Origin of the sequence: Streptomyces sp. WM6372 (genome assembly GCF_001279655.1) — a bacterium.
Taxonomy (GTDB): Bacteria; Actinomycetota; Actinomycetes; order Streptomycetales; family Streptomycetaceae; genus Streptomyces.
In genome coordinates this window covers 179,680-191,886 of the sequence record NZ_LGDB01000001.1, presented here as the reverse complement: position 1 = coordinate 191,886, position 12,207 = coordinate 179,680, and the positions used below count along the sequence as shown (strand labels likewise).

Annotated in this window: 12 protein-coding genes; 6 read left to right on the top strand and 6 right to left on the bottom strand. The window is 68.8% G+C overall.

Going from position 1 to position 12,207, the window contains the following annotated elements; translation table 11 throughout:
• Positions 1-27: 27 nt before the first annotated feature.
• The 4 genes from rplI to rpsF all read right to left on the bottom strand — a co-directional run bounded on the left by rplI (position 28) and on the right by rpsF (position 1,729).
• Positions 28-474 carry a 50S ribosomal protein L9 gene (gene rplI / locus ADK52_RS00905; RefSeq protein ID WP_030153214.1) on the bottom strand — a complete coding sequence of 149 codons (447 nt, stop codon included), beginning with the start codon at positions 472-474 and terminating at the stop codon, positions 28-30.
• Between the two features lie 18 nt (positions 475-492).
• Positions 493-729, bottom strand: a complete 237-nt coding sequence (rpsR, locus tag ADK52_RS00900; protein WP_005315025.1) for a 30S ribosomal protein S18 — start codon at positions 727-729, stop codon at positions 493-495.
• A gap of 43 nt (positions 730-772) precedes the next feature.
• Positions 773-1,366: a single-stranded DNA-binding protein gene (locus ADK52_RS00895; RefSeq protein WP_030292604.1), complete on the bottom strand. Its 594-nt coding sequence runs from the start codon at positions 1,364-1,366 to the stop codon at positions 773-775.
• A 72-nt stretch (positions 1,367-1,438) separates the two neighbouring features.
• The gene (gene rpsF, locus ADK52_RS00890; protein ID WP_004950685.1) at positions 1,439-1,729 is read right to left on the bottom strand and encodes a 30S ribosomal protein S6; all 291 of its coding nucleotides are present in this window, start codon (positions 1,727-1,729) and stop codon (positions 1,439-1,441) included.
• A gap of 247 nt (positions 1,730-1,976) precedes the next feature.
• Here rpsF and ADK52_RS00885 point away from each other — a divergent pair, with 247 nt between their 5' ends.
• From ADK52_RS00885 to ADK52_RS00875, 3 genes are all read left to right on the top strand, one after another.
• Positions 1,977-2,291, top strand: coding sequence for a hypothetical protein (locus ADK52_RS00885; RefSeq protein WP_030153201.1), 315 nt, complete (start codon positions 1,977-1,979; stop codon positions 2,289-2,291).
• A 131-nt stretch (positions 2,292-2,422) separates the two neighbouring features.
• Entirely contained in the window at positions 2,423-3,541 is a 1,119-nt protein-coding gene (locus tag ADK52_RS00880; RefSeq protein WP_053687859.1) for a lipid II:glycine glycyltransferase FemX, read from the top strand.
• Between the two features lie 70 nt (positions 3,542-3,611).
• Positions 3,612-4,643, top strand: a complete 1,032-nt coding sequence (locus ADK52_RS00875) for an alanine racemase (protein ID WP_053687858.1) — start codon at positions 3,612-3,614, stop codon at positions 4,641-4,643.
• 4 nt (positions 4,644-4,647) lie between these two features.
• Here ADK52_RS00875 and ADK52_RS00870 read toward each other — a convergent pair whose 3' ends face one another.
• Positions 4,648-6,108, bottom strand: coding sequence for a glycosyltransferase family 87 protein (locus ADK52_RS00870; protein WP_053687857.1), 1,461 nt, complete (start codon positions 6,106-6,108; stop codon positions 4,648-4,650).
• A gap of 85 nt (positions 6,109-6,193) precedes the next feature.
• On the bottom strand, positions 6,194-8,776 hold the full coding sequence (locus tag ADK52_RS00865; RefSeq protein ID WP_053687856.1) for a transglycosylase domain-containing protein: 2,583 nt from the start codon (positions 8,774-8,776) through the stop codon (positions 6,194-6,196).
• A 273-nt stretch (positions 8,777-9,049) separates the two neighbouring features.
• Here ADK52_RS00865 and ADK52_RS00860 point away from each other — a divergent pair, with 273 nt between their 5' ends.
• The 3 genes from ADK52_RS00860 (at position 9,050) to ADK52_RS00850 (ending at position 12,155) form a co-directional block, all read left to right on the top strand.
• Positions 9,050-9,652: a PadR family transcriptional regulator gene (locus ADK52_RS00860; RefSeq protein ID WP_030292615.1), complete on the top strand. Its 603-nt coding sequence runs from the start codon at positions 9,050-9,052 to the stop codon at positions 9,650-9,652.
• Positions 9,653-9,701: 49 nt separating this feature from the next.
• Positions 9,702-10,784 carry an inositol-3-phosphate synthase gene (locus ADK52_RS00855; RefSeq protein WP_053687855.1) on the top strand — a complete coding sequence of 361 codons (1,083 nt, stop codon included), beginning with the start codon at positions 9,702-9,704 and terminating at the stop codon, positions 10,782-10,784.
• 105 nt (positions 10,785-10,889) lie between these two features.
• The gene (locus ADK52_RS00850) at positions 10,890-12,155 is read left to right on the top strand and encodes an MFS transporter (RefSeq protein ID WP_053687854.1); all 1,266 of its coding nucleotides are present in this window, start codon (positions 10,890-10,892) and stop codon (positions 12,153-12,155) included.
• The last annotated feature ends 52 nt before the right edge of the window (positions 12,156-12,207 follow it).

Genomic DNA, 12,207 nt, shown 5'->3' with positions numbered 1-12,207 from the left:
AGGGGTGCGGCCCTTCGCTCGCAGCACTTAGGCGGCGACGACCTCGACGCCCACGTTCGCAGCGACCTCGGCGTGCAGACGCACGGAGACCTGGTACGAACCGAGGGTCTTGATCGGGGCAGCCAGCTCGACGCGGCGCTTGTCGACCTTCGGACCACCGGAAGCCTCGATCGCCGTGGCGATGTCGGCCGGGGTCACGGAGCCGAAGAGACGGCCGGCGTCACCCGAACGGGTGGCCAGACGGACCTTCGTGCCCTCGAGCTTGGCCTTGACCTCGTTGGCCTGCTCGATGGTCGCGATCTCGTGGATCTTGCGGGCGCGGCGGATCTGCGCCACGTCCTTCTCGCCACCCTTGGTCCAGCGGATCGCGAAACCACGCGGGACCAGGTAGTTGCGAGCGTAACCGTCCTTGACGTCGACGACATCGCCGGCGGTGCCGAGGCCAGAGACCTCGTGGGTCAGGATGATCTTCATTAGTCGGTCACCCTTTCCTTATCGCGCGGTGGACGTGTAGGGCAGCAGCGCCATCTCACGGCTGTTCTTCACGGCCGTGGCGACGTCACGCTGGTGCTGCGTGCAGTTGCCGGTGACGCGGCGGGCACGGATCTTGCCGCGGTCGGAAATGAACTTCCGCAGCATGTTCGTGTCCTTGTAGTCCACGTACGCGGTCTTGTCCTTGCAGAATGCGCAGACCTTCTTCTTAGGCTTGCGCACAGGCGGCTTCGCCATTGTGTCTCTCCTGTGTGATCAAGAAGTGGGGATGCGAGCTTCCCTAGAAGGGAGGCTCGTCCGAGTAGCCACCGTTGGAGCCGCCGGAGCTTCCGCCCCAGCCGCCCCCGCCGCCCTGCTGCTGCTGGCCGCCGGCCGGCGCGCTGGACGCCCACGGGTCGTCGGAGGGAGCTCCGCCGCCCTGCGGGGCGCCGCCGCTGGGGGCTCCGCCCCAGCCACCGCCGCCGCCCTGCTGTTGGCCGCCACCGCCGTATCCACCCTGGCCACCGCGACCGGTGGTCTTGGCGACCTTGGCCGTGGCGTTCTTCAGGCTGGGGCCGACTTCCTCGACGTCCAGCTCGTAGACCGTGCGCTTGACACCCTCACGGTCCTCGTACGACCGCTGCCTCAGCCGGCCCTGCACGATGACGCGCATGCCTCGCTGGAGGGACTCGGCGACGTTCTCGGCCGCCTGCCGCCACACCGAGCAGGTCAGGAACAGGCTCTCGCCGTCCTTCCACTCATTGGTCTGACGGTCGAAGGTGCGGGGGGTGGACGCGACACGGAACTTCGCGACCGCCGCACCCGAGGGGGTGAAGCGCAGCTCGGGGTCGTCGACGAGATTGCCGACGACCGTGATGACGGTCTCGCCTGCCATGGATGAACCTCTCGGCGGGGATTGCTGCTGGGCTGCTGTGCTACTCGGTCCCGATTACCGCTGAACCGAAGTTCAGTGGGTCTCGGGGCGAAGGACCTTGGTCCGGAGAACCGACTCGTTCAGGTTCATCTGTCGGTCAAGCTCCTTGACGACCGCAGGCTCGGCCTGAAGGTCGATGACCGAGTAGATGCCCTCGGGCTTCTTCTTGATCTCGTAAGCGAGACGACGACGGCCCCAGGTGTCGACCTTCTCGACCTTTCCGTTGCCCTCACGGACGACAGAAAGGAAGTTCTCGATCAGCGGGGAGACAGCGCGCTCCTCGAGATCGGGGTCGAGGATGACCATCACTTCGTAGTGACGCATGTGGAACCCACCTCCTTTGGACTCAGCGGCCACGGTCGTTCCGTGGCAGGAGGGTCGTGATGCGTGCGCACGGCGTCTGTGAGCAGACACCGCGCAGCTGTACAGACTACCTGCTCGACTCCTTCCGGTTGAAATCCGGCGGGAGGAGGCCACACTCTGTATTCATCGGGTGTGCTCGGTGCTATGCCCCCGGCCCCTGCCGGAGGCGCCCGTGCACCGCTCTGCTTCAGCCAGGAGGTGCCTTCCGATGGCACAGGCAATGCGGTCCCAGTCCTCCATCTCGCTCTTCGCAACCGATGGCAAGCCCCACCCGCTCCAGGACACCCTCATGGTGGCCACGGTGGTGCTCGGTGCCGTGGCGTTCGTCACGGGGTTCTTCGACAATCTGCACCTGCTCAGCTCGTGGACCGGGCTCGTCGGCATCCTGACCGGCGCGTACGGACAGTTCATCTCGGAGACGACACGCGAGCGCTTCGCACTGATCATCGGGCTTGGCGCCTCGGCCGTGGGCTTCTACCTCGGCATGGCGCACGGCGGTCTCTTCGGCGGCTGGGCGGGCTGACCGGGGCTCCTCGGCGACAGGGCGCCGGCCACTCACCGGCCCGGGCCCGGCCTGTCCCCCAGATGGGTGGCGCCCTTGTCGCAGTAGGCTTCGCGCCATAGCCAGCGAAGCCGCCGGAGGAGACGCCCCGCATGAGCCTGTCCCTGAGGACCATCAGCCGAGAGCAGCATCTGGGATACCTCCAGAGCCTGCCCTCGGCTAGCCACTGCCAGGTCCCGGCGTGGGCCGACGTGAAGAACGAGTGGCGCGCCGAGAACCTCGGCTGGTTCGACCAGAACGACGAACTGGTCGGCGCCGCCCTCGTGTTGTACCGGCAGCTGCCCAAGGTGAAGCGGTACCTCGCGTACCTCCCCGAGGGTCCGGTCATCAACTGGTACGCCCCGAATCTGGAGGAGTGGCTCCAGCCGATGCTGGCCCACCTCAAGCAGCAGGGCGCCTTCACCGTGAAGATGGGCCCGCCCGTCGTCATCCGCCGCTGGAACTCGGCCGCCATCAAGGCCGGTATCCAGGACCCGGACGTGAAGCGCCTGCGCGACGTGGAGGCCTCGGTCATCGAGCCCCGCGCCTTCGAGGTGTCGGACAAGCTGCGCCGCATGGGCTGGCAGCAGGCCGAGGACGGTGGCGCCGGCTTCGGTGACGTCCAGCCCCGCTACGTCTTCCAGGTGCCGCTGGCCAACCGCTCGCTGGACGACGTCCTCAAGGGCTTCAACCAGCTGTGGCGCCGCAACATCAAGAAGGCTGAGAAGGCCGGTGTCGAGGTCGTCCAGGGCGGCTACGAAGACCTGCCGGTCTGGCAGGAGCTGTACGAGATCACGGCCGAGCGCGACAAGTTCCGCCCGCGCCCGCTCAGCTACTTCCAGCGCCAGTGGACGGCCCTCAACTCCGAGGACCCGAACCGGATGCGGCTGTACATCGCGAAGCACGAGGGGGAGCCGCTGGCCGCCGCCACGATGCTCACCGTCGGCCAGCACGTCTGGTACTCGTACGGCGCCTCCGCCAACCACAAGCGCGAGGTGCGTCCCTCGAACGCGATGCAGTGGCGCATGCTGCGCGATTCGTACGCGCTCGGTGCGAGCGTCTACGACCTGCGCGGCATCAGCGACACGCTGGACGAGAACGACCACCTGTTCGGCCTGATCCAGTTCAAGGTCGGCACCGGCGGCGAAGCCGTCGAGTACGTCGGCGAGTGGGACTTCCCGCTCAACAAGGTGCTGCACAAGGCGCTCGACATCTACATGTCGCGCCGCTGACCCGCTGCCGCACCCCCCACACACCGCACCGCTGCACAGGCAGCTTTTTCGAGAGAGGCTCCGGACGGGCATGGCGCTCACGCTCTACGTCGACACCGCGCGCTGGCGTGCGCACCAGAAGCAGATCCAGGACCAGTTCCCCGGGATGATCCCGGTCTGCAAGGGCAACGGCTACGGCTTCGGCCACGAGCGGCTGTGCGAGGAGGCGACCCGGCTGGGCGCCGACGTACTGGCCGTCGGGACCACGTACGAGGCCGCCAGCATCAAGGACTTCTTCGGCGGCGACCTGCTCGTCCTCACCCCGTTCCGGCGGGGCGAGGAGCCGGTGCCGCTGCCGGACCGGGTGATCCGCTCGGTGTCCTCGCTGGACGGGGTCCGCGGCCTGGTCGGCGCCCGCGTGGTCATCGAGTGCATGAGCTCGATGCGCCGCCACGGCATCTCCGAGCAGGACCTGGGCCAGCTGCACGCGGCGATCGAGGACGTGCGCCTGGAGGGCTTCGCCCTGCACCTGCCGCTGGACCGCCCGGACGGCTCGGACGCCGTCGAGGAGGTCATCGGCTGGATGGACCGGCTGCGCGCGGCCCGGCTGCCGCTGCACACCATGTTCGTCAGCCACCTGCGGGCGGAGGAGCTGGCCCGGCTCCAGCAGCAGTTCCCGCAGACCCGCTTCCGGGCGCGGATCGGCACCCGGCTGTGGCTGGGCGACCACGAGGCGACCGAGTACCGCGGCGCCGTCCTGGACGTCACGCGCGTCACCAAGGGCGACCGGTTCGGCTACCGCCAGCAGAAGGCCGCCTCCGACGGCTGGCTGGTCGTCGTCGCGGGCGGTACCTCGCATGGCGTGGGCCTGGAGGCCCCCAAGGCCCTGCACGGGGTGATGCCGCGCGCCAAGGGCGTGGCCCGGGCCGGTCTGGCGACCGTGAACCGCAACCTGTCGCCGTTCGTGTGGGCCGGCAAGCAGCGCTGGTTCGCGGAGCCCCCGCACATGCAGGTGTCGATCCTGTTCGTGCCGTCGGACGCCCCGGAGCCGAAGGTCGGCGACGAGCTGGTGGCGCACCTGCGCCACACCACCACGCAGTTCGACCGGGTGCTCGACGCCTGACCGGTCAGTCCTTGCGGGCCACGCCCCACTCCACCCGCTGTCCCTCCGAGGGCGCCGCGTCCTGCGGCGCCCTCGCTGCGTCCGAGAGCACGAACACGTCCTCGGCCCCGTCCAGGACGCCGCCGGACGGGTCGTCCGACCCGTCGCGGCGGACGACGTCCCGCTCGGGCAGCAGGATGTCGCGGACGACGACCGCGCAGAGGTAGAGGGTCGCCAGCAGGTGGGCGGCGATCGCCAGCTGGTAGCCCTCCACGGGCAGGCCCTGGTGCTTGTCGCCGCTCGTCGTGTAGGCGAGGTAGAACCAGATCCCGAGGAAGTACACGACCTCGCCGGCCTGCCAGATCAGGAAGTCCCGCCAGCGCGGACGGGCCAGCGCCGCGAGCGGGATGAGCCACAGCACGTACTGCGGCGAGTAGACCTTGTTGGCCAGGATGAAGGCCGCCACGACCAGGAAGGCCAGCTGCGCGAAGCGGGGGCGGCGGGGGGCCGTCAGGGTCAGCAGGCCGATGCCCGCGCACAGCAGCAGCGTCAGGCCCGTCGCGTACGTGTTGGCGTCGTGCAGGGGGTTCCCGGAGCGCTGGGAGATGAGCAGCCACACGGAGCCGAAGTCGATCGGGCGTTCCTGGCTGAACGTGTAGAACTTCTTCCAGCCGTCCCAGGCGTAGATCATGACGGGCAGGTTCACCACGAGCCAGGAGACGGCCGCGCCGAGGACGGCGGAGCCGAACGCCCGCCACTTCCCGGCCCGCCAGCACAGCACGAACAGCACCCCGAGCAGCAGGACGGGGTAGAGCTTGGCGGCGGTGGCCAGGCCGATGAGGACGCCGAAGAGCAGGGTGCGCCCGCGCGACCACATGAGCATCCCCGCGGCGGTCAGGGCGATGGCCAGCAGGTCCCAGTTGATCGTCGCGGTGAGCGCGAAGGCGGGCGCGAGGGCGAAGAGCAGCGCGTCCCAGGGCCGGCGGCGGTGGGTGCGCACGACGCAGACCGCGATGACCGCGGTGCAGGCCATCAGCATCCCGGCGTTGACCATCCAGTACATCTGCTCGCGGTGCTGCATCGAGCCGCTGCCTGGGGTCAGCCAGGAGGCGACCTCCATGAAGAGGCCGGTGAGGACCGGGTACTCCAGGTACTCCATGTCGCCGGGGAGGCGGTCGAAGTAGGGCGTGAGCCCGTCGGCGAAGCCGCGTACGGAGAACAGGTGCGGGATGTCGGAGTAGCAGGCGTGCGTGTACTGGGAGCCGGCTCCCCGGAACCACGCCCAGTCGTAGCAGGGCAGCTTCTGCACCATGCCGAGCGCGAACATCCCGAGGGCCACGAGGACCACGACGCGGACCGGGGTCAGCCAGTGGCCGCCCAGCCGGGCGTAGCGGCCCATGGGGCCGCCGAGGAACTCACTGCCGGCCGCGGCGACCTCGTCCTGCTGGGTGGGCAGTACGGGCCGGTCCTCGTGCACCTTCGTCATGCGCTCATCCTGCCGTACGGGGCCGGACATGCGGGAGGGCCGCCGCACGGTGTGCGACGGCCCTCGCCGGAGCAGGGGAGGCGGGTCAGCCCGAGGTTCCCATCGAGGTCCCCCAGCTGGTGCCGCCGGGGCGGCCCGGTTTGCCCGTCGGGGTCCCCGACGGTGATCCGCTGGGCCCGCCGATTCCGCCGGGGCCGCCGTTGGTGTTGCCGCTGTTGGTGCCGCCGGTGGTGTCCGGGACGCAGTACAGCTCCCACGGCTTGCAGGTCGGCTTGCCGCCCTTCGACGGGGAGGGGGAGACCGGCGGAGAGGAGCTCGCCGAAGGCGAGGGCATCGACGGGGAGGGCGACGGCGAGAAGGACGGAGACGGCGTGGGCGCGCCGGACGCGTCCGCGGTGACACCGATCTTCTCGGCCTCCGGGAAGTCCTTGACCGGGGCTCCCTTGAGGGCTTCCTTCATGTACTCGGTCCAGATCGCGGCCGGGATGTCACCACCGTGGATGGAGTCCACGCCGCCCACGCCGTTCATGGAGATCAGCTTCTTGTCCGCCGAGTTCGGGTCGGTACGGAACAGGGCGACCGAGGTGGACAGCTCCGGGGTGTAGCCGACGAACCAGGCCGACTTGTTCTGGTCGGTGGTTCCGGTCTTGCCCGCGGCGGGCCGGGTGAAGCCGAGCTTCCTGACCTTGGTGCCGGTGCCGTTGTCGATGACGTTCTCCAGCACCTTGGTGACGTTGTCGGCGATGGAGTCGTCCATCGCCCGCTGGTCCTTGGGGGCCCCGAAGCCGGGCAGCTCCTTGCCGTCCTTCTCGACGCTGGTCACGGAGAACGGATCGTGATGGGTGCCGGAGGCGGCGAAGGTGGCGTACGAGTCGGCCATGCGGATGGCGCTCGGGGTCGAGGTGCCGAGGGCGAACGAGGCGTCGTTGTTCGGGTTCATCGAGTCCTTGAGGATGCCCGTGGCCTCGGCCACCTCGCGGACCTTGTTGTGGCCGACGTCGAAGACGAGCTGCGCGAACGGCACGTTGATGGACTTCTCCATCGCCTCGTTGAGGGTCACGTAGCCGTAGGGGTAGGGGCCCTCGTTCTTCTGCTTGAACGGCTTGCCCGAGGCGTCCCGCAGCGGCTTGCCGTCGCGGTTGTTGATGACGGTCAGGTCGTTCGCGTTGTACTTGCTGTCGGCCGAGATGCCCTGGCCGTTCGAGTTCTGGGTGCCGTATTGCATCGCGGCCGCCAGGACGTACGGCTTCCAGGTCGAGCCGACCGGGACACCGAGCGTGTCGGCGTTGTTGCTGAAGTACTTCTTGTCCATGCCCGGGCCGCCGTACAGGGCCACGATCGCCCCGCTCTTCACGTCCACCGAGGCGGCCCCGAACTGGACGAAGGTGTCGTACTCGGGGCGGGCCTTCTCGTCCAGGAAGTTGTTGCGGGTGTCCTCGACGGCCTTGACCAGGGCGTCCACCTTGGGCTTCTGGAAGGTGGTCTTGATCTGGTAGCCGCCGCGGGCCATCTCCTCGGCAGTGAGGCCGGTGACCTTCATCACGTACTTCTTGGCCGTGTCGACGAGGTAGCCGGTCTGTCCGGACAGGCTCCGGGCCTGCTCGGAGTCGACGATCTTCGGGAACTCGGCGAACTGGTCCCGGTCGGCCTTCTGCATCCGGCCGACCGCGACCTCGCGGTCCAGGACCCAGGCCCAGCGCTCCTTGGCCCGCTCGGTGTTCTTCTCGGGGGTGGCCGCGGTACCGACGCCGCCGTCCGGGTTGTAGAGGTTGGGCCCCTTGAGCACGGAGGCCAGGAAGGCGCTCTCGGACGGCGTGAGGTCCTTGCAGTCCTTGCCGAAGTAGGCCCGCGCGGCCGCCTGGATCCCGTAGGCGTCACGGCCGTAGTAGGCGGTGTTGAGGTAGCCGGCGAGGATCGTGTCCTTCTCCTCGGACACACCCAGCTTTATCGAGATGAAGAGCTCGGTGACCTTCCGCTTCAGCGTCTGGTCGGAGTCCAGGTACGTGTTCTTCACGTACTGCTGGGTGATGGTCGAGCCACCCTGGGTGGAGCCGCCCTTGGCCATGTTCCACACGGCGCGGGCGATGCCCATCGGGTCGACGCCCTTGTCCGTCTCGAAGGACTCGTTCTCCGCGGCGATCACCGCGTTCTGCATCGACTTGGGGATCTTGTCGATGGGCACGATCTGGCGGTTCATCGAGCCGCCGGTGGCCACCATCTGGGTGCCGTCCGCCCAGAAGAAGACGTTGTTCTGGGCCTGGGCCGCCTTGTTCGGGTCGGGGGTGTTCACCGACGCGATGCCGATGCCGGCTCCCGCCGTGACGACCGCGAAGAAGCCGAGGGCCGTGCCGCAGACCAGCTTCCAGGACGGTACGAACCGCTGCCAGCCGTTCTTGTCGGAGCGCGGGTAATTGATCAGCCGCTTGTCCGGGCGGCCCGAGCCGGCGCCGACCGCGCCGCGGCCGCGCCCTCCGGATCCACGGGGTGCGGCCCGGCGCGCGCCGGCACGCCCGCTGTGGCCGGGCGGCTCTGCGTACGGTCCGCTGGGCGACGCGGTGGGCACGTCGCGTGCGGGTCCGGCGCCCCGGCCGGGGCGCTGGGCGGCCCGGCGGGCCGAGGCACGTCCGCCCCCCTCGGGCTGCGGCGGTTTGCGGCGGTGCTCGCTCATCGAACGACTACTCCTCGGGCAGGCGAGTGGCCTGGAAGCGGCAGGTGAATTCCGGTTCCCCCGTTGTCATGGCCCACAGACTACGCACGCTCAAAACCCGAACAGTGCCGAAGTTCACCCCAAATCAGGCAACTCGCCTGGTACGAATTGGTGATGTGACGCCGGTCACCACGTCACCCCTTGTCGCCGAAGACGGCCCGTTCTATCGTCTGGATGTATCGAGCCGATACATCAGCTCGGTATAAAACTCAGGGGCGAGGGAGAGGCAGGCGGATGAGCAGGCGCTCAGGCATCCTCGAGTTCGCCGTCCTCGGCCTGCTCCGCGAATCCCCCATGCACGGGTACGAGCTCCGCAAGCGGCTCAACACCTCGCTTGGGGTGTTCCGGGCGTTCAGCTACGGCACGCTCTATCCCTGCCTGAAGACGCTGGTCGCCAACGGCTGGTTGATCGAAGAACCGGGCAACGCCCCGGAAGACGCTCTCGCCACTTCACTCGCAGGGCGCCGCGCCAAGATCGTCTACCGGTTGACGGCAGCGGGCAAGGAGCACTTCGAGGAGCTCCTGTCCCACACGGGCCCCGACGCCTGGGAGGACGAGTCCTTCGCCGCGCGCTTCGCCTTCTTCGGTCAGACCGAGCGGGAAGTGCGCATGCGGGTCCTCGAGGGCCGCCGCAGCCGGCTGGAGGAGCGCCTGGAGAAGATGCGCGCCTCACTCGCCCGTACGCGGGAGCGCCTCGACGACTACACGCTTGAGCTGCAGCGGCACGGCATGGAATCCGTGGAGCGCGAAGTGCGCTGGCTGAACGAGCTCATCGAGAGTGAGCGGGCGGGACGGGATCAGAGACGACCCGGTCCGCCCGACGAAACAGCAAAGTGAGGCCTGCATCTCGCAGGCCTCGTCCGAGAACAAACAGGGAGCAACCGGAATGGGTTCGGTTCGCGTAGCCATCGTCGGCGTGGGCAACTGCGCCGCCTCGCTGGTGCAGGGCGTCGAGTACTACAAGGACGCCGACCCGGCGGCCAAGGTCCCCGGTCTGATGCACGTCCAGTTCGGCGACTACCACGTGGGTGACGTCGAGTTCGTCGCCGCGTTCGACGTCGACGCGAAGAAGGTCGGCCTCGACCTTTCGGACGCCATCGGCGCCAGCGAGAACAACACCATCAAGATCTGCGACGTCCCCAACGCGGGCGTGACCGTGCAGCGCGGCCACACCCTGGACGGCCTGGGCAAGTACTACCGCATGACGATCGAGGAGTCCGCCGAGACCCCGGTCGACGTGGTCCAGGTCCTCAAGGACCGCGAGGTCGACGTTCTGGTCTGCTACCTGCCCGTCGGCTCCGAGGAGGCGGCGAAGTTCTACGCCCAGTGCGCCATCGACGCCAAGGTCGCCTTCGTCAACGCCCTCCCGGTCTTCATCGCCGGCACCAAGGAGTGGGCTGACAAGTTCACCGAGGCCGGTGTCCCGATCGTCGGCGACGACATCAAGTCGCAGGTCGGCGCCACCATCACGCATCGCGTGATGGCGAAGCTGTTCGAGGACCGTGGTGTCCGACTCGAGCGCACCATGCAGCTCAACGTCGGCGGCAACATGGACTTCAAGAACATGCTGGAGCGCGACCGCCTGGAGTCGAAGAAGATCTCCAAGACGCAGGCCGTCACCTCGCAGATCCCCGACCGTGAGCTCGGCGACAAGAACGTCCACATCGGCCCGTCCGACTACGTGGCGTGGCTCGACGACCGCAAGTGGGCCTACGTCCGCCTCGAAGGCCGCGCCTTCGGCGACGTCCCGCTGAACCTCGAGTACAAGCTCGAGGTGTGGGACTCCCCGAACTCCGCCGGTGTCATCATCGACGCCGTGCGCGCCGCGAAGATCGCCAAGGACCGCGGCATCGGTGGCCCGATCCTGTCGGCCTCGAGCTACTTCATGAAGTCCCCGCCGGTGCAGTACTTCGACGACGAGGCCCTGGCCAACGTCGAGAAGTTCATCAAGGGCGAGGTCGAGCGCTAAGTCGGACCCCACGGGTCTTCGGACACCTGGTCTTCGACTGTTCTTCCGCGGAGGGTCCCCGGGCAATGTGCCCGGGGACCCTCCGCGTATGTGACCCTTGCCCTCATGCCTGTCGTACGTGATCTGCGCGTACTCCTGCGCCTGAGGGACTTCCGCAACCTGCTCGCCGTACGGCTGCTCTCCCAGGCCGCCGACGGCGTGTACCAGGTGGCGCTCGCCACGTACGTGGTGTTCTCCCCCGAGAAGCAGACCTCGCCCGCGGCCATCGCCTCGGCCATGGCGGTCCTGCTGCTGCCGTACTCGGTGATCGGCCCCTTCGCCGGGGTGCTGCTCGATCGCTGGCGCCGCCGCCAGGTCTTCCTCTACGGGAACCTCCTGCGGGCGCTCCTGGCCTGCGTCACCGGCGTCCTGATCGTCGCGCACGTCCCCGACTGGCTCTTCTACGCCTCGGCCCTGTCGGTCACCGCCGTCAACCGCTTCGTCCTGGCCGGGCTCGCCGCCTCCCTGCCCCGCGTCGTCGCCCCCGCCCAACTGGTCACCGCCAACTCGCTCTCCCCCACGGCCGGGACGCTCGCGGCCGTCGCCGGCGGGGGGCTCGCCTTCCTCGTCCGGCTGCTGGCCTCCGACTCGAACGCCCTGGTCGTACTGCTCGGCGCCGGGCTCTACCTGTGCGCGGCCCTGGTCTCGCTGCGCCTGGCCGTGGGCCTGCTCGGCCCGGACCACCCCGCCGGGCGGGTCCACCCCTCGGTCGCCCAGGGGATAGCCCTGACCGTCCGGGGCATGGTCGAAGGGCTGCGGCACCTGGCCTCCCGGCGCGAGGCGGCCCAGACGCTCACCGCCATGACCCTGATGCGCTTCTGCTACGGGGCCCTGTTCGTGATGCTGCTCATGCTCTGCCGGTACTCCTGGTCGGACAGCGAGTCCGCCGGCCTCGCCCTGCTGGGCATCGCGGTCGGCGTCTCCGGGGCCGGGTTCTTCGCGGCCGCCGTCGTCACCCCCTGGATGGTGGGCCGACTGGGCACCCGCGGCTGGATCACGGCCTGCTCCGCCGGGGCAGCGATCCTGGTGCCCCCGCTCGGCCTGTTCTTCACGCCCGGTCCGATGCTGGTCGCGGCGTTCCTGCTGGGCCTCGCCACCCAGGGAGCCAAGATCTCCACCGACACGGCCATCCAGTCCCATGTGGACGACGACTTCCGCGGCCGGGTGTTCTCCGTCTACGACGTGCTCTTCAACATCGCGTTCGTGGGGGCGGCCGCCGTAGCCGCCCTGATGCTCCCCCCGGACGGGCGCTCCGTCACGCTGATCATGAGCGTGGCCGCCCTCTACGCGGCGACCGCGGTCTACCTGCTGCGGCGGGGCACGCCGTCGTGACGTTCCGACCACGTCGGCCGGGTCGATGTTTCACGTGAAACATCGACCCGGC

What these genes read in the sequence shown, in the direction of transcription:
- rplI (WP_030153214.1), bottom strand. Translation starts at nt 474, where the DNA reads ATGAAGATCATCCTGACCCACGAGGTCTCTGGCCTCGGCACCGCCGGC.
- rpsR (WP_005315025.1), bottom strand. Translation starts at nt 729, where the DNA reads ATGGCGAAGCCGCCTGTGCGCAAGCCTAAGAAGAAGGTCTGCGCATTC.
- ADK52_RS00895 (WP_030292604.1), bottom strand. Translation starts at nt 1,366, where the DNA reads ATGGCAGGCGAGACCGTCATCACGGTCGTCGGCAATCTCGTCGACGAC.
- rpsF (WP_004950685.1), bottom strand. Translation starts at nt 1,729, where the DNA reads ATGCGTCACTACGAAGTGATGGTCATCCTCGACCCCGATCTCGAGGAG.
- ADK52_RS00885 (WP_030153201.1), top strand. Translation starts at nt 1,977, where the DNA reads ATGGCACAGGCAATGCGGTCCCAGTCCTCCATCTCGCTCTTCGCAACC.
- ADK52_RS00880 (WP_053687859.1), top strand. Translation starts at nt 2,423, where the DNA reads ATGAGCCTGTCCCTGAGGACCATCAGCCGAGAGCAGCATCTGGGATAC.
- ADK52_RS00875 (WP_053687858.1), top strand. Translation starts at nt 3,612, where the DNA reads ATGGCGCTCACGCTCTACGTCGACACCGCGCGCTGGCGTGCGCACCAG.
- ADK52_RS00870 (WP_053687857.1), bottom strand. Translation starts at nt 6,108, where the DNA reads ATGACGAAGGTGCACGAGGACCGGCCCGTACTGCCCACCCAGCAGGAC.
- ADK52_RS00865 (WP_053687856.1), bottom strand. Translation starts at nt 8,776, where the DNA reads ATGAGCGAGCACCGCCGCAAACCGCCGCAGCCCGAGGGGGGCGGACGT.
- ADK52_RS00860 (WP_030292615.1), top strand. Translation starts at nt 9,050, where the DNA reads ATGAGCAGGCGCTCAGGCATCCTCGAGTTCGCCGTCCTCGGCCTGCTC.
- ADK52_RS00855 (WP_053687855.1), top strand. Translation starts at nt 9,702, where the DNA reads ATGGGTTCGGTTCGCGTAGCCATCGTCGGCGTGGGCAACTGCGCCGCC.
- ADK52_RS00850 (WP_053687854.1), top strand. Translation starts at nt 10,890, where the DNA reads ATGCCTGTCGTACGTGATCTGCGCGTACTCCTGCGCCTGAGGGACTTC.